Source organism: Kitasatospora sp. NPDC059408 (genome assembly GCF_042751525.1).
Taxonomy (GTDB): domain Bacteria; phylum Actinomycetota; class Actinomycetes; order Streptomycetales; family Streptomycetaceae; genus Kitasatospora.
The window spans coordinates 185,931-210,285 of the sequence record NZ_JBHYWI010000005.1; the positions used below are offsets into that span (position 1 = coordinate 185,931).

The window sequence follows — 24,355 nt, forward strand, 5'->3', positions numbered from 1 at the left end:
CTCGCGGGGCGACCCGCGATGCCGGCCACCGTCTGGCCGCTGTCAGGACCCGCGTCGCTCCTGCTCACCCTGCTCAAGGCGCTCAAGCCCCCTCGGTGGTGTGGTGTGGGTGGTGCGGCACTGCTAGCCAAGATCGAAATCTATCGGGTGGACCGTTGCCGTTGTGACAAGTTCACCATCCGACGCTATGTCGACATGGCAATTTGGCGTGATGCATTCGATCACGAAGCGTGGCACCCGTCGACCCTTCTGGGAAGAGGGCCGGTGTAACGGTGGCTGGTTGTCGCGGGGCCGCTCCTGGGGCGTCCGGCTCCGGGGCGCCCGGCCGGCGGGTCTGGGCTGCGGATTTGCCCAAGCGGGAGGGACCGGCCAGAAATTGACCGAAAATCGGCGGTGCACGGGAGGGCGCACAAGTCGGCGGAAGTGCGCCTCCCTGGCTTCATTCGGCCAGGGTCCGGGCGGGCCGCGGCCGGCGTGACGGCCCGGGTTGCCGTCCAGTCGTGAACGATCCGCGCCGGCTCGAACAGGCCAACGACAACGCTGCCGCCTTCTGGCTCGGCCAGGCCCGGGCGCACGGCTGGCGGACCCGCACCGGCGGCGCCCTCACCGCCGTCCGCTGCGCCCGCACGCCGGACGACCCGCACCGCGTCCTGATCACCCGCCCGTACGCCGAACCGGCTCTGCCGGAAGCGGAGTTGGCCGAGCTCCTGGCGGCCTGGTCCACCGGCCGCTTCACCCTGGAGGACCCGTACGGCGGCCTCGACCTGACCGGCCTCGGAGCTACCCGCCTGCCGGTCATGCCGGTGATGGTCCGTGAGCCGGGCCCGGTCGGGGGCGGCGGGCAGTCGCTGCCGTACGCCCGTGAGGCGGCGGGCGGAGGTTCCCTGACGGTGGATGAGGTGGTGGACGGCGACACCCTCGCCGCCGCGGAACGCGTGATCGTCGACGGTTTTCCGCAGCCCGCCCGGCAACCCTGGACACGCGGCGAGGCGGTCCCGGAGCGGATGCTGCACGACTCCGGCTGCCGGGTGTGGCTGGGACGCCTCGACGGCACGCCGGCGGGCGCCTGCCTCACCTACGACGACGGCCGTGCCACCGGGGTGTACTGGCTCGCCACGCTGCCCTTCGCCCGTGGCCGGGGCGTGGCGCGCGCCGTGCTGGAGACCGCCCTGGCGGCGGCCCGACCCGACCGCCCGGTGACGCTGGTCGCCACCGCCGTCGGCGAACCGCTCTACCGCAGGCTCGGGTTCGCCGACCAGGGGCGCACGTGCTGGTGGACCCGGACCGCGCAGGCGGCCCGGGCGCAGGCGTAGCCCCGGTACGTCGGCCTTGCCGACGACCTCCTGTTGCCGGCCTCTGCTGCCGGCCCCTTGCCGCCGACCTACCGCGCCGCTGCCGTCGGCAGCGCCTCCAGCGGGACGGCGAACCTGGTTCGCACGGGCCCATCCGCCCTGGGGAGCAACGCCGTTGGACGTTCGACGGGCGTGCCCGCACCGTTCGCGCCCGCCTCGTTGTGCTCCGCGACGATCACGGCAAGCTCACCTGAGCGGTTTCGGACAGCGACCCCCGCCTCCGGTCCTCCGGTGCCGCCCGCCCCGGCGTTCACGGGAACAGGCGCACGTGAGCCCTCCGAGGCGGACGCTGTCGGCCGTACGCCGGACCGCGCGCCGATGAGCGCCGTCACGGCCGCCTGCCCGCTCGCAGCGCTGCCCGCCGAGGCGGCCACCACGCGCGTCTGCCCGGCCGGTCGCCGCCGGACCGGCACGCCCGCGCGGACGCCCGCCCGGACGGACGGCGCGTTGCGCGCGGCCAGCACCTGGCCGACGGCCTCCGGCAGGCCGGCGGCCTTCAGCGTCGGCCGGTAGCCGATCTCGGCCCAGGGCCGGCCGTGGTGCAGCCAGACGCTGCGCAGACCGGTCAGCTCCGCTCCGGCGATGTCGGCCGGCGCGTGGTCCCCGACCATCCAGGTGTGCGCAGCCCAGTCGCCGGTGGGGGAGACGCCGCACCGCCGGGCGGCGATCTCGAAGATCAGCGGGTCGGGCTTGACGCAGTCGGCCTCCTCGGAGATGACCCAGCCGTCGACCAGCGGGCCGAGCCCGGTCCGCAGGATCTTCTCCGACTGGGGGCCCGTCCCGCCGTTGCTGACGATGCCGAGGGTCCACCCGGCGGCCCGGGCCGCCCGCAGCGCTTCGACGTGTCGGGGCGGGCAGTGGATGTGCGAGTTGATGCCGTGTCGGTAGTGGTCGAGCAGGTCGTCGGAAGAGGCGTCCAACCCGTAGCGGCGCCGGACGGCGGACAGTACGGTGCTGCGCGGCACGTAGCCGCCGCCGTCCAGGGTGACGAACCAGTCGACGTCTCCGGGCGGTAGGTCGCGTTCGGACAGGAAGTCCTGCGCCCAGGCCCGGAAAGCGGCGTCCCTGGGGAGCAGCGTGTTGTCGAGGTCGAACAGGAGCAGGGGCATGCCGAGCATGGTGCCAGTGCCCGCGCCTATGCACGTGGCAAATGCCAGAGAGCGTCGCGAACCCGCACGAAGTGGCTGAAACGGGTGCTGCGGACCGGTGTGCCGGTGGGGCGGAACGGGCCTGGTGGGACGGGTGGGACGTCACGGGTCGCGACGGCCCGCGACGGATCGTCGCCGATCAATGACAGTCCGGTCACGGTGTTCCGTGGGCCTGTTGCGCGGTCCGGTTCGCTCAGTCAAGCTCCAGGGAACCTCCTTTCCGGAGGGGGCGCGAAGGCTTGCGAGTGGGGCGCGCGGTCTCGGTGGGCGCATCCCCCTTTCGCGGGAACAACGGCGCCCCGGGGCTTCGCCGCTGGGCTGGGCCTCACGCCCGTCGTACTCTGAAAGGAACAGGTCACAAACGGTGCTGGGCGGCGCAGACCGATGTCATCCCGTGGGCGGGCCTGCTCCCCGGGCAGCGTTGTCCTCTCCTGTCGGCCCCTCTCCCGCGAAGAGCCGTGAGCCATGGCTGGTTTTGAGTTCTCCCGACCGGTTGAACCGGACGCTCCCCGTGGCACGGGCCCAGCGACCGGAGGCGACTCCGCTCCGCGCGACGACGCCGACCGTGCGGATTCCGGCCAGGTGGATTCGAGCCGTGCGCATTCCGGCTGTGCGGACACCGGCCGTGGAGATGCTTACCGTGCAGACACCGGACGCGCAGGCGTTGGCCGTGCAGACACCGGACGCGCAGATACCGGCCGTGCAGATACCGGCGACGGAGCCACCGGTGATGGAGTCACCGGCCGTGCGGACGTCGGCCAAGCGGACTCCGGCCGCGCAGGCTCCGGCCGGCCCGATGCGGGCGCTCCCGGCGGTGCCCACCGAGCAGAGCACCACGAGCCCGCGCACGGCGGCGTGCAGGGCTTCGCGCGCTCGCTGCGCGACATCGTCCGCCGCGACCGCGCCGGTGGTCGTCCCGGTGACCGCCGACGGCGCGGTGAGCCCGCGGCCGACCGCACGGAGCCCGCGGTGAGCGGGCGCCTGGGCCCGGGCGCCGACCGCCCGGAGACGTCCGGCCGGTCCGCGCACACCGAGCCGATCGTCCAGGACGAGCCCGGCCGCGCCTGCGACCCGGCCTTCCAGCACGGCGTGGTCGTCGGCTTCGACGGCTCGCTGTCCAGCGAGCGAGCCCTCGCCTACGCGGTGGGCATGGCCCGCCGTTCGCAGTGCGGCCTGGTGATCGTGCACGTCGCCAACCGCCTGCCCGCCACGGTCTGGGCGGGTTGTGAGCCTCCCGTCTTCGTGGACCTCCCGGACCACCGCACCGAGGTGCTGGGCCTGGAGCTCGCCTGTGCCGACTTCCTCGCCGGCGTGCCGTGGATCCTGGTCGAGCGCGGCGGCGACATCTGCCACGAGATCGAGGAGGTCGGCCGCGAGTACGCCGCCGACGCCATCGTCGTCGGGACGACGCACGGCCTGCTCGGCAAGATCTTCGGTTCGGTCTCCGGTCGGCTGGCGCGCCGCGCCAACCGACCGGTGATCGTCATCCCCTGACGCCGCACCAGCCCGGCGTCCATCCCCTCGCGTCCATCCCCTCACCGTCCCGCTCCGGCGCGGGCCCACGGCTGTCGCCGTCCGCCGGAGGTGGCCGCAGCTGCCGACCGCCGCGGACGGCCGGCCCCGGTCGCCTGCCCCAACCGTCCCTGCGGGGGCGGGCGTTACCCCCGCAGGGTGCGGTTCAGGACGTGACGCCGAGCTCCCGGGCGATGAGCATGCGCTGGACCTCCGACGTGCCCTCGCCGATCTCCAGGATCTTGCAGTCGCGCCAGAAACGGGCGACCGGGAATTCGTTCATGAAGCCGTACCCGCCGTGGATCTGCGTCGCCTCGCGCGCGTTGTCGACGGCGGCCTCGGACGAGTACAGCTTCGCGATGGCGGCCTCCTTCTTGAACGGTTCTCCGTGCAGCAGCCGGGAAGCGGCGTCCCGCCAGGCCAGGCGGGAGGTGTGGGCGCGCAGCTCCATGTCGGCGAGCTTGAACTGGATGGCCTGGTTGGCACCGATCGGCCGGCCGAAGGCCCGGCGCGTGCCGGCGTACGCGACGGACTCGTCGACGCAGCCCTGGGCCAGGCCGGTGGCCAGGGCCGCGATCGCGATGCGGCCCTCGTCGAGGATCCGCAGGAACTGGGCGTAGCCTCGGCCACGCTCGCCCAGCAGGTTGGCCGCGGGAACGCGGCAGTCGGTAAAGGACAGTTCGCGGGTGTCGGATGCGTTCCACCCGACCTTCGAGTACTTCTTCGAGACCTGGAACCCCGGGGTCCCGGTGGGCACGATGATGGAAGAGATCTCGCGCGTTGGCGAGCGGAATTCGCCCTCTTCACTCGAACGAGCGAGCGGTTCCGTGAGGGCGGTGACGGTGACCAGCCCGGTGATGTCCGTCCCGGAGTTGGTGATGAAGCACTTCGTGCCGTTGATGACCCACTCGTCGGTGGCCTCGTCGTAGCGGGCCGTCGTGCGGGTCGCGCCGGCGTCCGAGCCGCCCTCGGGCTCGGTCAGGCCGAAGGCGCCGAGGAGCTCGCCCGAGGTGAGCCGCGGCAGCCACTCGCGCTTCTGCTCCTCGGTGCCGAAGCGGTAGATCGGCATGGCGCCGAGGGAGACCGCCGCCTCCAGGGTGATGGCCACCGAGGAGTCGACCCGGGCGAGTTCCTCCAGCGCGAGGCCGAGCGCGAAGTAGTCGCCGCCCATGCCGCCGTACTCCTCGGGGAAGGGCAGGCCGAACAGGCCCATCCGCCCCATCTCGCGGACGATCTCGTACGGGAACTCCTCCCGCTCGTAGAACTCGCCGATCTTCGGCGCCACCACGTCCTGGGCGAACTCGGCGACGGTGCGCCGCAGGTCCTCGTACTCGCTGTTCAGCCGGTGATCGAACACGGTGTTCCTCCTGGGGCCGCCCGGCCGGGGTGGCCGCGGGCGTGAGCGGGGTGACCGGCGTCCGTCCGATGGTGTGACGGTCGCGTGGTGTGGTCGTCTGGAAAGAAGGTCGTCCGAGTGGACGGGGGACGCCGGACGGCGATCCGGGACGGTCAGCCCCGGGCGGCGCCGAGCAGCGCCTGGACGGTGCGGGAGGGGCTCGGGCGGCCGAGGCGCTCGGCCATCCAGCCACTGGTGGCGACCAGCGCGCGCAGGTCCACGCCGGTCCGGACGCCGAGGCCGTGCAGCATCCACACGAGGTCCTCGGTGGCGAGGTTGCCGGTCGCGCTCTTGGCGTACGGGCAGCCGCCCAGGCCGCCGGCCGAGGCGTCGACGGTGGTGACGCCCTCGCGGAGCGCCGCGAGCGTGTTGCTGAGCGCCTGGCCGTAGGTGTCGTGGAAGTGCACCGCGAGCCGCTCGGCCGGCACCCCCGCCGCGGCGAACGCGGCGAGCAGGGCGGCGACCTGCCCCGGGGTGGCGACGCCGATCGTGTCGCCGAGGCTCAGCTCGGCGCAGCCCATCTCCAGCAGCGCGACGCCGTGGCGGACCACCTGGGAGACCGGGACGGGGCCCTCCCACGGGTCGCCGAAGCACATCGAGAGGTAGCCGCGGACCGCGACCCCGGCCGCCGTGGCGCGCTCGACGACCGGGCGGAACATCGCCATCGCCTCGTCCGCCGAGCGGTTGAGGTTGCGGCGCGCGAAGGTCTCGGTGGCACTGGCGAACACCGCGATGTCGGCGGCGTGGTGGGCGAGCGCGCGGTCGAGGCCGCGCTCGTTGGGCACCAGGACGGGCAGCCGCAGCCCGGGGTGGCGCCCGGGCAGGTCGGCCAGCCGGGGTACCAGGTCCTCGGCGTCGGCGAGCTGCGGCACCCACTTGGGGTGGACGAAGCTGGTGGCCTCGACCGTCCGCAGCCCGGCGGCGGCGAGCCGGGCGATGAACTCGGCCTTGACCTCGACGGGCACCAGGGCGCTCTCGTTCTGCAGCCCGTCGCGCGGTCCGACCTCGTGGATCCGGACCTTCTCCGGCAGGCCGGGGGCGCGGACGGGGTCGGGCAGGCCGAGTTCGAGCGCGTCGGGCTCGTGGGCGGGGGAGGCGGTGGTCACGACCGCACCTCCGCCGGGCTCGTGGCGGTCGCGTCCGCGCCGGTGGGGGCGCCCGCGGGAACGTCCGCGCCCTCCTCCGTGGGGGTGACCACCACCAGCAGCTCCTCCATCGCGACGGTGGCCCCGGCGGTGGCGCGGAGCTCGCTCACGACTCCGTCGTGCGGGGCGGAGATCACGTGTTCCATCTTCATGGCCTCCAGGACGAGCAGGGCCTGGCCCTTGCGGACCGCCTCGCCCGTCGCGGTCTTGACGACGGTGACGGTGCCGGGCATCGGGGCGGTGAGGGCGCCGTGGTGGGCGCCGGCCGCGGCGGCGCCCTCGCCGACCGCGTCGTGGCTGTGCAGCGGCCAGGCGTCGCCCTCGACGCCGAGCCAGGTCACCGGGGCGCCGGCGACCCCGGGGGTGTCGTCGACGGTCAGCGCGAAGGAGGTCTGCAGGCCGTCGACCGTCAGGTGCAGCCGGTCGGCGGTGCGGACCGCCCGGGCCCGGTGGGCCGGGCCGGAGCCGAGTCCGATTTCCACCTCAAGGGTGACATTGCCGGGAATGTCAGTGGCGTCGGCTACGTTGCCGACAGTGATCGAACGGATGCGCACCGAGACGGGGTCCTGGCCGGGGGCCCGGAGCCGGTGGGTGGTCCAGGCGGGTGCGCCGCCCAGGCGCCAGCCGGAGGGGAGGGAGAAGGGGTCGGTCCAGCCGCCGGAGTCGGCGGCCGGGGTGAGGTCCGCGTGCCGCGCGAGGGCGGCCGCGTAGTAGAGGAGGTGGACGGGTGCGGGATATCCGTCGGTCGCGCCCGGGTCGGCCGGGGCCGCGTGGTCGGTCCCGGCGGTTCGGTCGGCCTGGTCGGCCTGGTCGGCTGCCGAGTCGGTGGCCGTCGCGGGCGAGTGCGGCGAGGCCAGCAGGGCAGGCTGTTGCCGGACGGTCTGTTCCACCAGGCCGGTGTCCAGTCGGCCGGCGACGACGTCGGGGTGGGCGAGCAGTCGCCGCAGGAAGCCGGTGTTGGTGGTGACGCCCAGGATGCGGGTGTCGGCCAGCGCGGCGCGCAGGCGGCGGAGCGCGGTCGGGCGGTCGGGCCCGTACGCGATGACCTTGGCGAGCATCGGGTCGTAGGCGCTGGTGATGACGCTTCCGGGGGCGACCCCGGAGTCGACCCGGATGCCCTCGCCCTGCGGCTCGTCGAGCACCAGGATCCGTCCGCCGGTGGGCAGGAAGTCCCGTTCCGGGTCCTCGGCGCAGATGCGGGCCTCGATGGCGTGGCCCAGGAAGGAGATGTCGGACTGACCGAAGGTGAGCCGCTCGCCGGCGGCGACGCGCAGCTGCCACTCGACCAGGTCCAGACGGCGGGGCCGGCCGCCGTCCGGGTCGGCGACGGCGATGGCGAGCTCGGTGACGGGGTGTTCCACCTGGAGACGGGTGTTCATCTCCATGAAGAAGAACTCCCGCACGTCCTCGGGGGAGTCGGGGGCGGGGGAGTCCGGGTCGATGCCGGGGACGATGAACTCCACGGTGCCGGCCCCGGTGTAGCCGCAGGACTCCGCGGCGCGGACGGCCGCGGCTCCCATCGCGGCCCGGGTCTCGGCGTTGAGCAGGACGGAGGGTGCCTCTTCGATCAGTTTCTGGTGGCGGCGCTGGAGGCTGCACTCGCGCTCGCCGAGGTGGACGGTGGTGCCGTGGGCGTCGGCGAGCACCTGCACCTCGATGTGGCGGGGGCGGTCCACCCAGCGCTCCAGGAGCAGGGTGTCGTCACCGAAGGCCGTCCGGGCGACACGGCGCGCGGCGGCGATCTCGGTCCGCAGTTCGGCCGGGTCCCGCACGAGCCGCATGCCCTTGCCACCGCCGCCGGCGGACGGCTTGAGGAGGACGGGGTAGCCGATCTCGTCCGCGGCGGCGACGAGTTCGTCGTCGGTGGGCGCGGTGGCCCGGCTGCCCGGGACCACCGGGACGCCGGCGGTCCGGACGGCCTCCTTGGCGTTGATCTTGTCACCCATCAGCTCGACCGCACCGGGAGGAGGACCGATGAAGACGAGGCCCGCGTCCGCGCAGGCGCGGGCGAAGGCGGCGTTCTCGGCGAGGAAGCCGTAGCCGGGGTGGACGGCCTGGGCGCCGGTGCGCCGGGCGGCGGCGAGGATCTGGTCGGTCCGCAGGTAGGTCTCGGCGGCCGAGCTGTCGCTGCGGTCGGCCGGGCCGAGCCGGACGGCGACGTCGGCCTCGCGGACGTGCGGGGCGTCGGCGTCGGCGTCGCTGAACACGGCGACCGAGCGCACGCCGAGCCGCCGCAGGGTGCGGATCACCCGGAGGGCAATCTCGCCGCGGTTGGCGACCAGAACTGTGTCGAACATGGGAGGCGTTCCTCCGGGTCGAGGGGGCCGTACGAAGGAGGTGGGGTGGACGGTCCGGGCGCGGGCCCGGGCGATGGGCCCGGCGGCCGGCGTCGGAGGGGTCACACCGGGAGCGGGTGCGCCCCGGGCGGGGAAGGGAGGTGCGGGGCCCCGCCCGGGGAGCGCGGGGTCACATCCGGAAGACGCCGTACGGACCGGGCGGCGGCAGCGGGGAGTTGGCGCAGGCGGTGAGGGCGAGGCCGACCACGGTGCGGGTGTCCATCGGGTCGATCACGCCGTCGTCCCAGAGCCGTGCCGTGGCGTAGTAGGCGTTGCCCTGGCGCTCGTACTGCTCGCGGACGGGTCGCTTGAACTCCTCCTCCGCCTCGGCCGGCCACTCCTCGCCGTGCCCCTCCAACTGGTCGCGGCGGACGGTGGCGAGGACGGAGGCCGCCTGCTCGCCGCCCATCACGGAGATCTTCGCGCCCGGCCACATCCACAGGAAGCGAGGTGAGTAGGCCCGGCCGCACATCGAGTAGTTGCCGGCTCCGTACGAGCCGCCGATCACCACCGTCAGCTTCGGGACGCGGGTGCAGGCGACGGCGTTGACCATCTTGGCGCCGTGCTTGGCGATGCCGCCCGCCTCGTACTGCCGGCCGACCATGAAGCCGGTGATGTTCTGCAAGAAGAGGAGGGGGATGCCGCGCTGGTCGCACAACTCGATGAAGTGGGCGCCCTTGACGGCCGATTCGGAGAACAGCACGCCGTTGTTGGCGACGATGCCGACGGGGTGGCCGTGGATCCGGGCGAACCCGGTGACCAGGGTCGCGCCGTACTCGGCCTTGAACTCGGCGAACCGGCTGCCGTCGACCAGCCGGGCGATCACCTCGCGCACGTCGTAGGGCGTGCGCGGGTCCACCGGGACGGCCCCGTACAGGCCGGCCGGGTCGACGGCCGGCGGCTCGACCGCGGCCAGCGGCCACGGCCGCTCCGGGCGCGGGCCCAGGCCGGCCACGATCGTGCGGACGATGGAGAGGGCGTGGGCGTCGTCCTCGGCCAGGTGGTCGGTCACGCCGGAGGTGCGGGAGTGCAGCTCGCCGCCGCCCAGTTCCTCGGCGGTGACCACCTCGCCGGTGGCTGCCTTCACCAGCGGCGGCCCGCCCAGGAAGATCGTGCCCTGGTTGCGGACGATGACGGCCTGGTCGCTCATCGCCGGGACGTACGCGCCGCCCGCCGTGCACGAGCCGAGCACGGCGGCGATCTGCGGGATGCCCGCGGCCGAGAGCCGGGCCTGGTTGTAGAAGATCCGGCCGAAGTGGTCCCGGTCGGGGAACACCTCGTCCTGCATGGGGAGGAACGCGCCGCCGGAGTCCACCAGGTAGATGCAGGGGAGACGGTTCTCCAGCGCGACCTCCTGGGCGCGCAGGTGCTTCTTCACCGTCATCGGGTAGTACGTGCCGCCCTTGACGGTGGCGTCGTTGGCGACGACCACCACCTCGCGCCCGGCGACCCGGCCGATGCCCGCGATGACGCCGGCCGCGGGCGCGGCGCCCTCGTACATCCCGTCGGCCGCCAGCGGGGCCAGCTCCAGGAAGGGCGAGGCGGGGTCGAGCAGGGTGTCCACGCGGTCGCGGGGGAGCAGCTTGCCGCGCGCGGTGTGCCGGGCGCGGGCCTTGGCACCGCCGCCGAGGGCGGCCGCGCCGAGCTTCTGGCGCAGCTCGGCGACCAGCGCCCGGTGCGCCTCGGTGTTGGACCGGTAGGCCTCGGAGGCCGGGTCGGCGGCCGTGCCGAGCCGGGGCGCGGGGGCGGCGGCCCCGGGCGGTACGGGCCCGGGCGCTGCTACGCCGCCCGCCGCGCCACCACGCGCTGCGCTGCCGTGGACGCCGGTGGATACGCCGGCGGTTGAGATGACCATTCCCAAGAGCTCCCTTGCCCTCGGCACCGGGTGGCGGGGTGGCCCGGGTTCCGGTGCGCCCACTCTCCCTGAAGTTAATTAACGTTAACTTACGCGCCCAGGTTAACGGGCGATAACCCGACTGTCTACGATGGGCGGCATGCCGAACGTCCCCGGAACCACCGCGCTCCCGCGCCGCGACCAGATCCGCCGGGAAGCCGCCCGGCTCTTCGCCGCCCGGGGCTTCCTCGGCGTGGGCGTGGACGAGATCGGCAAGGCCGTCGGCATCAGCGGCCCCGGTCTCTACCGGCACTTCGCCGGGAAGGACGCGATGCTCGCCGACCTGTTGATCGGCATCAGCGAGCGCCTGCTGGAGGAGGGGCGCCGGCGCGCGGGCGGCGGAGACGGCCCGGCCGCCGCGCTGGACGCGCTGATCGGCGGCCACGTCGAGTTCGCCCTCGACGACCGCGACCTGATCACCCTGCACGACCGCGAGCTGCTGAACCTCAAGGAGGAGGACCGCCGCACCGTCCGCCGGCTCCAGCGCGGCTACGTCGAGCTGTGGGTCGACGTGGTCCGGCAGGCCTACCCGGCGCTGGCCGACCCCGCCGCCGAGCCGGTCGCCCGCGCCGCGGTGCACGCCGTCTTCGGCCTGATCAACTCGACCCCGCACAGCCTCGGGCCCAACCCGGCGGCCCAGGCCGATCGCCCCGGCCCCGGCCTCCAGCGCGACGGCATGGCCGCGCTGCTGCACAGCCTCGCCCACGGTGCGTTCTCGGCGGCGGCCGAATCGGCGTCCGCCCACGCCTGAGGCGGCTGCGGCTGCCCCGGGGGTCGACTGCGCCGTCGCCCGAGGCCGCCCGTGGCCGCCCGTGCTAGCGGCCGCGACCGGGGCCGGCTGCGGTCGCGCCCGGCTCCCGTCCCGCCTCCGGACCTAGGTCCAAAGGACGGCGCCCGGCCGCCCCCTGGCCGGTGGGCGATCGGGGCGGGCGTGGCCGACCCTGGTGACAGCGGGGCCGGTTGGTCCGTCCGGGTGTCCGGGCGGGAATCACCGCAGGCCGCGGGCTGTTGGCCACTCCGCCGGAGCCTGTCGCGAGCGTGCGCCCGGGCGCACGCCCGACCCGCCCCGCACCCCGGCCCGGCCGGAAACGGCATGGCGGCGTCCCGATGGAATGGTTAGCATCCCTAAATATGCCTGAGACTCACGGATCTACGGTGGAGCAATCCCCGAGCGGCCCACCTGCCCCCGACGCGAAACCGGAACCGACCGCCGCGGCCGGTCCCGAGAGCCTGGTGCCCCCGGCGACCCCGGCCGGCCCGGCGGTCGCGGCGACTCAGCCTGCCCCCACGACCCCCGTAACCCCAGCGCCGACCGGGCCGACCGGGCCGACCGCGCCGCCCGCAACGGCGGCACCGGCCGGGCCGCCCGCAACGGCGCCGCCGACCGCCGCGTCCCCCGAGGCCGGCGGCTGGCTGCGCCGCCTGATCGGCTACTGCCTGCGGTCCCGGCGCAGCCTGCTGCTCGCCTTCGGTGCCTCGCTCGTCGGCATGGCCGTCACCTCGCTCGTGCCGCTGGTCACCAAGCTGATCATCGACGACGTCATCACCACGCACTCCCGCTCGCTCGGCCCCTGGGCGGTCGTCCTGTTGCTCGCCGCCGTCGTGGTCTTCGGCTGCACGCAGGTCCGCCGCTACTACGGCGGTCAGCTCGCGCTCGACGTCCAGCACGACCTGCGCAGCGACCTGTTCCGTTCGCTCGGCCGGCTCGACGGCCACCGCCAGGACCGGCTGGACACCGGCCAGGTGGTCGGCCGCGCCACGTCGGACCTCCAACTGGTCAACGGGCTGCTCTCGATGCTGCCGATGATGACCGGCTACCTGCTGATGTTCGTCATGTCGGCGGCCGTGATGGTCTGGCTCTCCCCGCCGCTCACCCTGATCGCCCTCGTGATGGCCCCCGCCCTCTGGTGGGTCACCGTGCTCAGCCGCAAGCGCCTGTTCCCCTCGACCTGGGCGGCCCAGCAGGAGGCCGCGGCCGTCGCCGGCGTCGTGGACGAGGCGATCGGCGGGGTCCGCGTGGTCAAGGGCTTCGGCCAGGAGGCGCAGGAGCTGGACAAGCTGGAGGTCGCCTCCCGCAACCTCTTCGCCGCCCGCCTGCGCTCGATCCGGCTCAACGCCCGCTACAACCCGGCGATGCAGGCGATCCCGGCGCTCGCCCAGGTCGCGGTGCTGGCCTTCGGCGGCTGGCTGGCCGTGGACGGGCGGGTCTCGCTCGGCACCTTCGTCGCCTTCTCCACGTACGTCGCCCAGATGACCGGCCCGGTGCGGATGCTCACCATGGTCATCACGGTCGGCCAGCAGGCCCGGGCCGGCGTCGAGCGCGTCCTCCAGCTGATCGACGAGCGCCCGCTGGTCCAGGAGCGCCCGGACGCGGTGGCCCTCGACCTCACCGGCGCCGCCCCCGAAGGTGCCCCCGGTGTCGCCGCGCACCGGGACGCCGCCGGTACTGCGACCGGTACCGCGACGGTCGGCCCGCGCACGCCCGGCGTGGCGCTGCAGTTCGACCGGGTCGAGTTCCGCTACGACCCCGAGCACCCCGTGCCCGTCCTGCACGGCCTGGACCTGACCCTCGCCCCCGGCGAGACCCTGGCCCTCGTCGGCGCCTCCGGCTCCGGCAAGTCGACGGTGGCCCAACTGGTGCCCCGGTTCTACGACCCGGCGGCCGGCGCCATCCGCCTGTACGGCCACGACCTGCGCGACCTCACCCTCGACTCGGTCCGCTCGGCCGTCGGCATCGTCCCCGAGGAGAGCTTCCTCTTCTCCGAGACGGTCCGCACCAACATCGCGTACGGCCGGCCCGATGCCACCGACGAACAGGTCGTCGCCGCCGCGCGCGCCGCGCAGGCCGACGAGTTCGTCCGCGCGCTGCCGGACGGCTACGACACCAAGGTCGGCGAGCAGGGCCTCACCCTCTCCGGCGGCCAGCGCCAGCGAATAGCCCTCGCCCGCGCGATCCTCACCGACCCGCGGATCCTCCTGCTGGACGACGCGACGTCCGCGGTCGACCCGCAGATCGAGGCGGAGATCCACGACGCACTGCGCTCGGTGATGACCGGCCGCACCACGCTGCTGATCGCCCACCGCCGCTCGACCCTCCAACTCGCCGACCGGATCGCCGTGCTGGACCGCGGCCGGCTGCTGGACATCGGCACCCACGAGGAACTGGAGGCCCGATGTCCCCAGTACCGGGCCCTGATCACCGACCCGGAGGCCGGCCGCACACCCGGCCGGACCGCGCCCGGGGCCACACCTGAGCCCGAGCGCGACCCCGCAACGGACACCGTCCCCACAGCGGCCGCCGTACCCGGTGCCGCGCCCGACACCGCGCCCGACAACCAAGCGGCCCCAACGCCCGGCCCCACCCCCGAGCTCCCCACTCCCGCCCTGACCAAGGCGGCCCGCACCGCTGAGCCCGACCTGCTGGCCAAGGTCGCCGCGCTCCCGCCCGCCGGCGACACCCCGGCGATACCGCGCGCCGAGGCCGAGGCCGGCGACCCGGACTTCTCCCTCCGCCGGATGCTGCGCCCCTTCCGGGCCCCGCTCGCCCTGGCCCTGCTGCTGGTCGCCCTGGACGCGGGCGCCGCGCTGGTGCTGCCGGTCCTGATCCGGCACGGCATCGACCAGGGCGTGAGCAAGACCCTGATGTCCGGGGTCGCCGTGGCCTCGGTGGCCGCCCTGGTGGTCGTCCTGCTGGACTGGCTGGTGCAGAGCGCCGAGAACCGGGTCAGCGGACGCACCGGCGAGCGCGTGCTCTACACCCTCCGCCTCAAGATCTTCGCCCACCTCAACCGGCTCGGCCTGGACTACTACGAGCGCGAGCTGTCCGGCCGGATCATGACCCGGATGACCACCGACCTCGACTCGCTGACCTCCTTCCTGCAGACCGGGGTCGTCACCGCCGTGGTCAGCCTGCTGACCTTCGCCGGCATCTTCGCCGCCCTGCTGATCATCGACGCGGGCCTGGCCCTGGTGGTCTTCGCGGTGCTGCCGCTGCTGGTGATCGCCACGCTGGTGTTCCGCAGGAAGTCACGGGACCAGTACGAGATCTCCCGGGACCTGATCAGCACCGTCAACGCCGACCTCCAGGAGAACGTGGCCGGCATGCGGATCGTCCAGGCGTTCCGCCGCCTGGACGCCAACACCGACCGCTTCGTCGCCCGGGGCGTCGCCTACCGGGAGGCGCGGGTCCGGGCGCAGCTCTACATCTCGCTCTACTTCCCGTTCGTCCAGTTCCTGTCCAGCGTGGCCGCCGCGCTGGTGCTGATCGTGGGCGCGGCCCGGGTCGACGCGGGCACCCTGACGGTCGGCGCGCTCGTCGCCTACCTCCTCTACATCGACCTGTTCTTCGCGCCGGTGAACCAGCTCTCCCAGGTGTTCGACGGCTACCAGCAGGCGGCGGTCGGCCTCGGCCGGATCCGGGAGCTGCTGCGCACGCCGACGACCACCGCCGTCGCGGCCGAGCCGGTGCCGGTCGAGAAGGGGCTGCGCGGCGAGATCTCCTTCGAGGGCGTCGGCTTCGCCTACAACGGCGGCGCGGACGGTTCCCCGGACGTCCTCACCGGGGTGGACCTGCACATACCCGCCGGTCAGACGGTGGCGCTGGTCGGCGAGACGGGGGCCGGCAAGTCGACGCTGGTGAAGCTGGTCGCCCGTTTCTACGACGCGACCGAGGGCACCGTCCGGGTCGACGGGGTCGACCTCACCCGGTACGACCTCGCGCAGTACCGCCACCGGCTCGGCGTCGTGCCGCAGGAGGCGTACCTGTTCGCGGGCACGGTGCGGGAGGCGATCGCCTACGGCCGGCCGGAGGCCACGGCGGCCGAGGTGGAGGCGGCGGCGCGGGCGGTCGGCGCGCACGAGATGATCGTCCGCTTGTCGGGCGGGTACGACCACGAGGTCACGGGCCGGGGGCGAAACCTTTCGGCAGGTCAGCGCCAGCTGATCGCGCTGGCCCGGGCCGAACTGGTCGACCCGGACATCCTGCTGCTCGACGAGGCCACCGCAGCGCTCGACCTGGCCACCGAGGCCGCCGTGAACAGCGCCGCCGACCGGCTCAGCGGCGGACGGACCACCCTGGTGATCGCCCACCGGCTGACCACCGCCGAACGCGCCGACCGGGTCGTCGTCCTCGACCACGGCCGGGTGGTCGAGGACGGCACGCACGCCGGACTCCTCGCCCTCGACGGGGCGTACGCGCGGCTCTGGCGCGCGTTCATCGCGGACGGGCACCACGACGCGGCCTCCGCCGTCGGGGAGACCGTCGCCGCCGGGTGACCAAGAGCCCGGTCCGGGGCCGGGCCCGGGCCGGCCCACGCTGGGTTCGGGCCGGGCCCGAACCCAGCGTGGGTCAGGCCGCGATCAGCGACGTCAGCAGCCCGGTCGCGTCGATCCCGTGCGGCAGGTCGCTCACCTGCCCGTCCCCGACCTCGACCACCCGCCAGCCGGAGCCGTCCGCCCGGCTGGCGAGGTCGGTGGTGACGAACCGGCAGCCGAGCGTCCGCACCAGCGAGCGCACACCGGTCAGGTCGGGGTCGACCTCGTCGCGCGGCGCGTCCGGGTGCGGTCCGACGAGCACCGGTTCGCCGTCCAGCCACCACACCCGGGCCTCCACCGCCCGGGTGCCCCCGACGCCGACGCCGACGCCGAGACCGACGCCGAGACCGACGCCGGCACCGGCCTCGGTGCCGACGGGAGCGGACGCCCGCGCGAACTCCTCGTACCGCCGAAGCACCACCCCGCCCGCCAGGAACTCGCCCTGCAACTCGACGAACCGGGCCACCACCCGACCGACGGCGTCCAGGTCGGCGAGCTCCGGCACGTAGCAGGCCTCGTGCCACTCGTGCTTTCGGGACTTCACGTAGTCCTTGACGATCGCCGGGCCGCGCCCGCCCAACCGGGCCACGGCATCGGCCAGTTCCTCCCGCCCCGGTCCCGGAGCCGGTGCAGACCCGCCCGCTGCCTCGCCCGCCGAGGGGATCCACACGCTCGACGGCGTCGATCCCTCGAACACGCCGTACCAGCCGGGAAGTTCGTGTGCGGCCGCGTAGCCTGCGGCACTCGTGAGCAGGTTCCCGCCGCGCACGGAGAGGGCGGCGGCGAAGGCGGCGTAGTCCCGGGAGGGGATCATCCAGCCCCGGTACCAGAGCGGGCCGCCGCCCTCCGGCACCCGCCGGACGGCCTCCTCGGCCCGTCCGGCCAGCAGCGCGTCGTGGTCGACGAGATGGTGCTCGCCGCCCAACTCCCGGACCAGCCTGGCCTCCCAGGCGAAGTGCGGGTCGGGCCGGCGCGGGTTGAGCGGGTCGGCGGGAAAGACGATCGCGGGTACGGGTACGGGTACGGGCATGGGCGTCAGCGTACGGCGGTACGGGTCCTCCGCGCGCCGTCACACCGTTCCGCCAGCGCCTGTCCCGCCACCACCTGTCCCGCCACCGTCCGTCCGGTCACGGCCCCGTACCGCCACCGCCCGTGCCGCCACCGCCCGTCCCGGAATTCGGAGACGCCCGTCGCCGGGCGCTGCGAGAGTGGGCCGATGAAACGACAGCAGCGCTTCCGCAACCCGCTGGGACTCGTCGGACTGTGGCGCCCCCGCGAGCGCGTGCCCCGGCAGGCGGCCCGGACGGCGGTTCTGGCCGAGGACGGCTCGGTCTTCCTGCTCCGCTCCGACAACTCCGAGGTCGGCGTGCACTGGACGATGCCGGGCGGCGGACTGGACCCCGGCGAGACCCCGCGCGAAGGCGCCGTCCGTGAACTCCGCGAGGAGACCGGCTGGACGGACCTCGAACCCGGCCCGCTGCTCTGCACCTGGGAGCACGACTTCACCTGGCACGGCACCCCGGTCCGCCAGCACGAGCACATCTACGTCACCCGGGGCCCGCGCCGCGGCCCGGTCGGCGACGTCAGCGCGGTGCACGCCGTCGACCGCATCCTCGACTGGCGCTGGTGGACGCCGTCCGACCTCGCCGCCCCGGACGCCGACGCCCTCTGGCCGCCCAGGCTCCCCGAGCTGCTGGCGATGGTCCGGTCGGGCGACTGGAACGTCGACGGGAGCGACGCGGGCGCCGTCCACCTCGGCTACATCCCGAACTCCTCGCCGGAGCACTGACGTCCGTCCGTCGGGCGCTACGTCGGGCGCTACGTCGGGCGCTACGTCGGGCACGACGCCGGGCCGAACGGCACGGACCGGCTACGCCCGTCCGCCGCGCCGTCCGCGCGCGGCCCGCCAGTCGTGCAGGTCGAGCTCCCGGTCGTGCAGGGCACCGGGGTTCATCATCACCGTCAGCTGCACGCCGGCCAGTTGTTCGAAGGCGAGCCCGGTGGCGGACAGCAATTGCTCGGTCGGCACCGAGACGGCGATGGCGGGTCGCCAGGAGGGCAGCACGACGAGGCTGGTGCCGCGCCCGATCCGGACCGGCTCGGCGGTCACCCGGACCGGCGTGCGCTCCTCCGGGCGGCCGACCGCCTCGGGTTGGTGGGGGCCGGCGCCGATCAGGATCCCGAGCGGGGTCTCGACCTGGTCGGCCCCGGTGCCGGCCCCGGCCCCGGCCCCGGTGCCGCCGGTCGGCCGCCAGGCCGCCGCGGTCCCTGCGGCCCCGTTCGCTCCCGCCGCCGTCCTGCCCGCTCCCCGTGCTGACCTGCGCGGGAGTGGCCCCTCAGGTGCGGCCGTCTCCCGTTCGGCCGCCTCCTGCCCGGTCGGGGCGGCATCGGGGTGCATGCGGCGCAGCCGGCGCGAGGGCGAGGGCCGTCGTGTCGCGAGGGTCCGCGGTTCCTCGCGGGCCGCCCGCAGCACCGGTACCGGCCGTTCGGCCGTCGGTGCGGCGGGCTGCGGGAGTTCGCGCGTGTGAACGTCGCGCGTGTGGACGTCGCCGGGCTCGCCCTGGTCGTCCTGAACCTGCCAGGCCGGCGGAGCCTCCACCGGCACGGCCTCGCCCAGGAGCGCCGCGACCTCCGCCACCGGCCGTCGACACGCGGCGGCCAACTCGGCGAGCGTGCGCCCCTGCAGGCGTGCGGCCCGCAGCCGTTCGGCGAGCGCGGCCTGCACACGGGCGGCCGTCCGCTGGTCCGGCGCGCCGGTGAGGGGTGCGCGGGTCGCCGCCCCGCCGTCGGCGTCGCCGGGGCCGCTGCGCGGTCGCGGCACCGAGTCGTCCCGGGCGCCGCCGCCCGGCGCACCGGGGAGCTGTCCCATGTCGGCGGCCTGCGCGATGGAGCAGCGCGCGGCGGCCTGACGCGGGGCTCCGGCGCGGTCCGCGGCCGGGCCGGGGCGGGCTGGGTCGGTGGGGGTGGGGTGGAGCGAGGTCATCGGCACGGGCCCTTCGGGGGACGGTCCAGACGATCCTCCCGCACCGAGTGACCAGCTCCAAGCGCCGGTTCCCCGTTCGGACGCCCGCACGCCCCTCCGGGAGCGGGCCGCGGGCACCCCGCCCCTACCCGGCGTGTCGGCTCAACTGCCGGGCGCGACGAAGCCCTTGAGGTCGGCGAGCACCGCGTTGGCCGCCATGACGCCGAGCCCGAGGAACCAGGTCTCGTCCGAAACCGGCCGCGCCTGACCGGACTTGACCGCTCCGAGGGTCTTCCAGAGCGCGCCGCCGAGCACCGTGTCCTGGTTGGTGGAGGTGGGCGATCCGTACACGCCGTAGAAGATCCAGTCGGCGTCCGCCTTGTCGATCTGCTCGGGGCTGATCTCGACCGCGAGTTCCTTGACCCGCTCGATCGCGGGCTGCGGCAGCGGCACGTCGGTGAGGATCGTGCCGATGAACGACAGCTCCGCGTAGAGGCGGGTCTTGCCGGGCATGAAGCGCAGCGGCGTGATGGCCGGTCGCTTGTCGCCGAGCCGGGCGCCGATCGCGGTGGCGGCGGCCTGGTAGGCGTCGAGCTGGGTCTTGGCCTCGGCCTCCAGGCCGAAGGTGCTCGCGTTGAGCAGGAAGTTCTGCTTCCACGGGTAGCCGGGGCGCAGCGAGAAGACGGTCGGTGCGATCTTCGACAGCTGCGCGTACTGGTCCTGGGCGCGCAGCTGGCTGCCGAGGATCAGGTCGGGCTTGAGGGCGGCGATCGCCTCCAGGTTGAGGCTGTTGATGGTGCCGACGTTCGCCGGGCTGCCGGCCTTGTCCTTGAGGTAGGACGGCATGGTCTTCGAGCCGTCGGTGTGGACGACGCCGACCGGCTGGACGCCGAGCGACACGACGTTGTCGAGCTCGCCGGTGTCGAGGACGACGACGCGGACGGGCTTGGCGGGGAGGACGGTCTCGCCCATCGCGTGCCTGACCGTGCGGGGGTAGACGCCGGGGGCGGCGTCGGTGCCGAAGCCCTTCATCTTCTCGATCACGGTGGCGTAGTCGTCGCCGCCCTGCTTGACCGACTTCTGGTCGGGGGAGCCGCCGCCGGACGGCTTCGCAGTGCCGGGTCCGGCCGACCCGTCCGAGCTGCCGCAGGCGGTGAGGAGCCCGCCGAGGCCGAGCACGGCACCGCCGGTGAGCCCGGCGGCGAGGAAGCGGCGGCGGGAGGCGGTGCGGCGGGCGGGGGTCAGGTCGTCGGCGTTGGGGGCCACGCGACGCTCCTTCGGGATCGGCGGGCGGGTCAAGGACGGGTCGGGGGCGAGTCGGGGACGGCGCGCGGCCGCAGGGGCGGCCACGGACCCGCAACTAAGGTGAGGCTAACCTACTCCACAAGGCCACGTTCATCCCGGTGGCCCGCACGCTGCCGGCGATGAGCGCCTACCGGGCCGTCCCGCCGCGCTTCGGCGCCGTCCACCCGGGCTTCCGGACCCCGGGGTCGGCGGCCTGCTGCTCAGCGCCGTCTTCCTGCAGGCGGAGTTCTTCCGCGGCGAGACGCTGCGCCGCGACACCCCCGCCCTCGTCGTCGAGGACTGAGGCCGACGGCGAAAACCGGTGACCGCGGCGGGGGACCGGCGCTATGGTCGAAGGCATGAAGCGCTCCACGGGCCTGTGCTGGTGGCCGTCCTAGGACGGCCACCGCTGCATGCCTGACCAGGGCCGTCCGGGATGGACGGCCCTGTCGCGTTTCCCCAGCGGGACGGGCCCGCGCCCCGGACGGCCACCACCACCGCCGTACCGAGGAGACAACCCGCATGACCGCCACGACCGCCCACCCCGTCGCTGCCGCCGCTCCCGTTCCCGTTCCCGCTCCCGCTCCCGTCGCGGCTCCGGCGGCCCGCCGCGTCCTGACCGGCGACCGCCCCACCGGCCCGCTCCACATCGGCCACTACTTCGGCACCCTGCAGAACCGGGTCCGCCTCCAGGACCAGGGCGTCGAGATGTTCATCGTCGTCGGCGACTACCAGGTCATCACCGACCGGGACATCGCCGACCGGCTCGCCGAACACACCGAGAACCTCGTCCTCGACAACCTCGCGGCCGGCCTCGACCCCGACCGCGCCACGATCTTCGCGCACAGCCGCGTCCCCGCTCTCAACCAGCTGCTGCTGCCCTTCCTCAGCCTGGTCAGCGTCGCCGAACTGAGCCGCAACCCCACCGTCAAGGACGAGATCGCCCACTCCAGCCAGGCCGCCGTCAGCGGACTGATGTTCACCTATCCCGTCCACCAGGCCGCCGACATCCTCTTCTGCAAGGCCGGCCTCGTCCCCGTCGGCCAGGACCAGCTGCCCCACCTCGAAGTGGCCCGCACCATCGCCCGCCGCTTCCACGAGCGCTACCCGCACGCCGACGGCACCGCCGTCTTCCCCCGCCCCGAGGCCGTGCTCTCCGACGCGCCACTGCTCCTCGGCACCGACGGCGGCAAGATGAGCAAGAGCCGGGGCAACGCCGTCTTCCTCGGCGCCTCCGAGGACGAGACCGCCCGGCTGATCCGCGGCGCGAAGACCGACACCGACCGGCACATCGCCTACGACCCGGCGAACCGGCCCGAGGTCGCCAACCTCGTCCTGCTGGCCGCCCTCTGCCAGGGCCGGGCACCCGAGGACGTCGCAGCCGAACTCGGAGACGGCGGCGCGGCCGCGCTCAAGGGCACCGTCACGGAGTCCGTCAACGAGTTCTTCCGCCCGATCCGCGCCCGCCGCGCCGCGCTCGCCGCCGACCGCGGCCACCTCCGCCAGGTGCTGCGCGACGGCGCCGAGCGCGCCAACGCCATCGCGGACGCCACCCTCGCCGAGGTCAGGGAGGTCATGGGGTCGGTCTGAGGACGACGGGGCATACCACTTGCGGCGGGCCCCGCCGGATCCGACCGCACCTCACCCCCTCACGCTCCGACGCCCGCACCCTGGAAGGATCCCGGCCATGGACCAGCACCCGACCACGCCCGCCCGAGGGCTGACTCGTCCGCCGCAGCTCCGTCCGGGGGACCACGTCGTCGTGGTCGCCCCCAGCGGCCCGATCGACCCCGAGCGGCTCACCGCCGGGACCGCGATCCTGCGCTCCTGGGGGCTGCGGGTCACCGTCGCCCCGCACGTCCTCGACACCCACCCCACCCTCGGCTACCTGGCCGGCACCGACGCCGACCGGGCCGCCGACCTGCAGGACGCCTGGCTCGACCCCACCGTCGACGCCGTCGTCTGCGCCCGCGGCGGCTACGGCGTGCACCGCGTCGTCGACCTGCTCGACTGGGCCGCGATGCGCCGCGTCCCGCCCAAGGTCCTCATCGGCTTCAGCGACGTCTCCTCCCTGCACGAGGCCTTCGCCCAGCGGCTCGGCCTCGCCACCCTCTACGGGCCGATGTGCGCGGCGGCCTCCTTCATCGAGGACGCCCCCACCGCCGAACACCTGCGCCGCACCCTCTTCGAGCCCGCCACGACCACCGTCCTCACCGGACCGGCCGCCGCACCGCTCGTCCCCGGCCGGGCCCGCGGCGTCACGGCCGGCGGCTGCGTCCACGTCCTCGCGGCCGAGCGGGGCACACCCGCCGCCCGGCCCTCCTTCGCCGGCGCCATCCTGATCCTCGAAGACGTGAACGAGCACCCGTACCAGCTCGACCGCCTCCTCACCCAGTTCCTCCGCTCCGGCGCCCTCGACGGCGTGGCCGGCATAGCCCTCGGCTCCTGGGAGGGCTGCGGGCGACCGGACCGGGTCCGCGAGGTGATGCTCGACCGCCTCGGCCCGCTCGGGGTGCCCGTGCTGTGGGAACTGGGCTTCGGCCACTGCCCCTCCACCCTCACCGTCCCGCTCGGGGTCCCGGCCGTGCTCGACGCCGACGCGGGAACGCTGACCCTGGAGGTGCCGGCCCTCGCCGCCCGGTGAGGCGTCGGCAGCGGAGAAGCGAGCGGCCCGGGCCGGGGCGGGAAGGATGAGTAGGGTGCGGCCATGAACGAGGACCGCCTCACCGCCCTCGCCCTCGGACTCCTCCGGGGCCCGGGCAGCAACGCCCGTACGATCCTCGGACTCACCGGCCCTCCCGGGGCCGGCAAGTCCACCCTGGCCCGGCACCTGGTCGCCGAGGTCGAGCGCGCCGAGGGCCCGGGCAGCGCCGCCTACGTCCCAATGGACGGCTTCCACCTCTCCGCCGCCCAGCTCGACCGCCTGGGCCTCACCCACCGCAAGGGCGCACCCGCTACCTTCGACACCCACGGCTACGTCGCGCTGCTGCGCCGCATCGCCGCCGACCGCTTCCAGGACATCTACGTCCCCGACTTCGACCGCACCCTCGACGAACCGGTCGCTGCCCGCCACGTCGTCCGTCCGCAGGCCCGCCTCGTCATCACCGAGGGCAACTACCTCGCCTCCACCGACGCCCCGTGGCCGGACGCCCGCCGACTGCTCCGCGAACTCTGGTACGTCGAGACCGACGACGCCCTCCGCGAGGAACGCCTCCTGCGCCGCCACCGCGACGGAGGCCGGGACGAGCCCACCGCACGCCGTTGGGTCACCGGCAACGACCACCCGAACGGCGAACACGTGAAGGCGGGCCGCCCGCTCTGTACCCGGACGGTCCCCGGCACGGGTTTGCCCGGAGCGCCGAACAGGGGTAGTGTTCTCTAGTCGCTCGGCAGGGAGCACCGGACACGCATCGGCGCGGACGGTCCCGGGGCGGCCAATCCTCTGAAACACCACTTCCCGACTGTGGGCTGGGTCGCGTCTTGTCGCGGCTCGGTGTGTATTCGGCGTGCGCGTTTTATTGGGTTGCGGTCGGACTTCGGCTGGATTCGCTTTTCGGAGCGGGGATCGGCTAGAGTTTGAAACGTCGGACGGGGCGTCAAGTCCCGGAAGACATCGGCAAGTTGGATGACGAAGCCCCGGAAAACGGAGCGGAAAACATCTGATAAGCTGGAAACACGAAAGAACGAAGCGCCCGGAGGGCCCGCTGGAAGGCGGCTCGAAGGAAGCGTCCGTTCCTTGAGAACTCAACAGCGTGCCAAAAGTCAACGCCAGATATGTTGACATCCCCGGCCTCGGTCACTTGATCGGGGTTGGAGATTCCTTTTGAAATAACACTAGCGAGGACGCAGTGCGCGGGACCGCCCTATTCCGGTGGTTGCCGTGCCGCTCAACGCGAGTGTGGACCGGATAGCCGGTAAACATTCACGGAGAGTTTGATCCTGGCTCAGGACGAACGCTGGCGGCGTGCTTAACACATGCAAGTCGAACGGTGAAGCCCTTCGGGGTGGATCAG

Annotated in this window: 16 protein-coding genes and 1 rRNA gene; 9 read left to right on the forward strand and 8 right to left on the reverse strand. The window is 74.0% G+C overall.

All coding sequences use genetic code 11. The features are described 5' to 3' along the window. Nucleotides 1–500 precede the first annotated feature (500 nt). A complete protein-coding gene (locus ACFXDE_RS06430; RefSeq protein WP_380491433.1) occupies nt 501–1,313 on the forward strand; it encodes a GNAT family N-acetyltransferase in 813 nt (270 codons plus the stop codon). Between the two features lie 68 nt (nt 1,314–1,381). Here ACFXDE_RS06430 and ACFXDE_RS06435 read toward each other — a convergent pair whose 3' ends face one another. Then, the gene (locus tag ACFXDE_RS06435; protein ID WP_380491435.1) at nt 1,382–2,461 is read right to left on the reverse strand and encodes an HAD family hydrolase; all 1,080 of its coding nucleotides are present in this window, start codon (nt 2,459–2,461) and stop codon (nt 1,382–1,384) included. Between the two features lie 1,077 nt (nt 2,462–3,538). On the opposite strand from ACFXDE_RS06435, the gene ACFXDE_RS06440 reads away from it, so the two are divergent. After that, nucleotides 3,539–3,994 carry a universal stress protein gene (locus ACFXDE_RS06440; protein ID WP_380445965.1) on the forward strand — a complete coding sequence of 152 codons (456 nt, stop codon included), beginning with the start codon at nt 3,539–3,541 and terminating at the stop codon, nt 3,992–3,994. 184 nt (nt 3,995–4,178) lie between these two features. Here ACFXDE_RS06440 and ACFXDE_RS06445 read toward each other — a convergent pair whose 3' ends face one another. The 4 genes from ACFXDE_RS06445 to ACFXDE_RS06460 form a co-directional block, all read right to left on the reverse strand. After that, nucleotides 4,179–5,369: an acyl-CoA dehydrogenase family protein gene (locus tag ACFXDE_RS06445; RefSeq protein ID WP_380445960.1), complete on the reverse strand. Its 1,191-nt coding sequence runs from the start codon at nt 5,367–5,369 to the stop codon at nt 4,179–4,181. 152 nt (nt 5,370–5,521) lie between these two features. Further along, a complete protein-coding gene (locus ACFXDE_RS06450; protein WP_380491437.1) occupies nt 5,522–6,514 on the reverse strand; it encodes a hydroxymethylglutaryl-CoA lyase in 993 nt (330 codons plus the stop codon). Further along, nucleotides 6,511–8,850, reverse strand: coding sequence for an acetyl/propionyl/methylcrotonyl-CoA carboxylase subunit alpha (locus ACFXDE_RS06455; protein ID WP_380491439.1), 2,340 nt, complete (start codon nt 8,848–8,850; stop codon nt 6,511–6,513). Before ACFXDE_RS06455 ends, ACFXDE_RS06450 begins: the two co-directional genes overlap by 4 nt. Nucleotides 8,851–9,019: 169 nt before the next feature. Then, complete coding sequence (locus ACFXDE_RS06460) at nt 9,020–10,744, reverse strand: carboxyl transferase domain-containing protein (RefSeq protein ID WP_380491441.1); 1,725 nt, start codon at nt 10,742–10,744, stop codon at nt 9,020–9,022. Nucleotides 10,745–10,883: 139 nt separating this feature from the next. Between ACFXDE_RS06460 and ACFXDE_RS06465 the strand changes: the two genes are divergently transcribed. Together ACFXDE_RS06465 and ACFXDE_RS06470 are read left to right on the forward strand one after the other, a co-directional pair. Beyond that, nucleotides 10,884–11,534 (forward strand): TetR/AcrR family transcriptional regulator, encoded by a 651-nt coding sequence (locus ACFXDE_RS06465; protein ID WP_380445964.1) that lies wholly within the window; start codon nt 10,884–10,886, stop codon nt 11,532–11,534. 662 nt (nt 11,535–12,196) lie between these two features. After that, complete coding sequence (locus ACFXDE_RS06470; protein WP_380491464.1) at nt 12,197–16,057, forward strand: ABC transporter transmembrane domain-containing protein; 3,861 nt, start codon at nt 12,197–12,199, stop codon at nt 16,055–16,057. Between the two features lie 73 nt (nt 16,058–16,130). Here the strand turns inward: ACFXDE_RS06470 and ACFXDE_RS06475 are convergent, their stop codons facing one another. Continuing rightward, the gene (locus ACFXDE_RS06475) at nt 16,131–17,126 is read right to left on the reverse strand and encodes an ATP-grasp domain-containing protein (RefSeq protein WP_380491443.1); all 996 of its coding nucleotides are present in this window, start codon (nt 17,124–17,126) and stop codon (nt 16,131–16,133) included. Between the two features lie 186 nt (nt 17,127–17,312). Between ACFXDE_RS06475 and ACFXDE_RS06480 the strand changes: the two genes are divergently transcribed. Further along, on the forward strand, nt 17,313–17,885 hold the full coding sequence (locus tag ACFXDE_RS06480; protein WP_380491445.1) for an NUDIX hydrolase: 573 nt from the start codon (nt 17,313–17,315) through the stop codon (nt 17,883–17,885). A gap of 81 nt (nt 17,886–17,966) precedes the next feature. Here ACFXDE_RS06480 and ACFXDE_RS06485 read toward each other — a convergent pair whose 3' ends face one another. Together ACFXDE_RS06485 and ACFXDE_RS06490 are read right to left on the reverse strand one after the other, a co-directional pair. Then, nucleotides 17,967–19,079: a hypothetical protein gene (locus ACFXDE_RS06485; protein ID WP_380491447.1), complete on the reverse strand. Its 1,113-nt coding sequence runs from the start codon at nt 19,077–19,079 to the stop codon at nt 17,967–17,969. A gap of 141 nt (nt 19,080–19,220) precedes the next feature. Next, the gene (locus ACFXDE_RS06490) at nt 19,221–20,324 is read right to left on the reverse strand and encodes an ABC transporter substrate-binding protein (RefSeq protein ID WP_380491449.1); all 1,104 of its coding nucleotides are present in this window, start codon (nt 20,322–20,324) and stop codon (nt 19,221–19,223) included. A gap of 540 nt (nt 20,325–20,864) precedes the next feature. Here ACFXDE_RS06490 and trpS point away from each other — a divergent pair. The 4 genes from trpS to ACFXDE_RS06510 all read left to right on the forward strand — a co-directional run. Beyond that, a complete protein-coding gene (trpS, locus tag ACFXDE_RS06495; protein WP_380491451.1) occupies nt 20,865–21,932 on the forward strand; it encodes a tryptophan--tRNA ligase in 1,068 nt (355 codons plus the stop codon). Nucleotides 21,933–22,029: 97 nt separating this feature from the next. Next, the gene (locus tag ACFXDE_RS06500) at nt 22,030–22,986 is read left to right on the forward strand and encodes an LD-carboxypeptidase (protein ID WP_380491453.1); all 957 of its coding nucleotides are present in this window, start codon (nt 22,030–22,032) and stop codon (nt 22,984–22,986) included. 63 nt (nt 22,987–23,049) lie between these two features. Continuing rightward, nucleotides 23,050–23,724, forward strand: coding sequence for a nucleoside/nucleotide kinase family protein (locus tag ACFXDE_RS06505; RefSeq protein ID WP_380448723.1), 675 nt, complete (start codon nt 23,050–23,052; stop codon nt 23,722–23,724). A gap of 539 nt (nt 23,725–24,263) precedes the next feature. Next, nucleotides 24,264–24,355: ribosomal RNA gene (locus ACFXDE_RS06510) — 16S ribosomal RNA — on the forward strand; the annotation flags it as partial.